This window comes from Vibrio sp. HI00D65 (assembly GCF_001635455.1).
In the GTDB taxonomy this organism is placed as follows: Bacteria; Pseudomonadota; Gammaproteobacteria; order Enterobacterales; family Vibrionaceae; genus Vibrio.
The window spans coordinates 1-348 of sequence record NZ_LWEH01000155.1 but is presented as its reverse complement, the minus strand read 5'-3'; the positions used below and the strand labels follow the sequence as shown (position 1 = coordinate 348).

Sequence of the window (348 nt, the reverse complement as noted above, 5' to 3'; positions counted from 1 at the left end):
TCTCTCTGAAGCTCAAGAGCTCAACGACGACGCACAAGCACAAGGTTTCTACGTACAGAAAGGCTTATTCGAAGAATACGCAACCTTCGGTCGCGGCCACGGTCATGATTTAGCGCCGTACGATCGCTACCACCAAGTACGTGGTCTACGCTGGCCTGTTGTTGATGGAAAAGAAACTCAATGGCGCTTTAAAGAAGGTTCAGATCCATATGCGAAAGCAGGCTCTGGGTGGGACTTCTACGGTAAACCAGACGGTAAAGCACTGATCATCAATGCTCCGTACGAAGCGCCCCCAGAAGTGCCAAACGAAGAGTACGATATGTGGCTATGTACAGGCCGTGTTCTTGA

Annotated in this window: 1 pseudogene; it reads left to right on the top strand. The window is 50.3% G+C overall.

Features of this window, described 5'->3' with window-relative positions:
- Nucleotides 1-348, top strand: a pseudogene (locus A3712_RS13575) (periplasmic nitrate reductase subunit alpha); the annotation flags it as partial.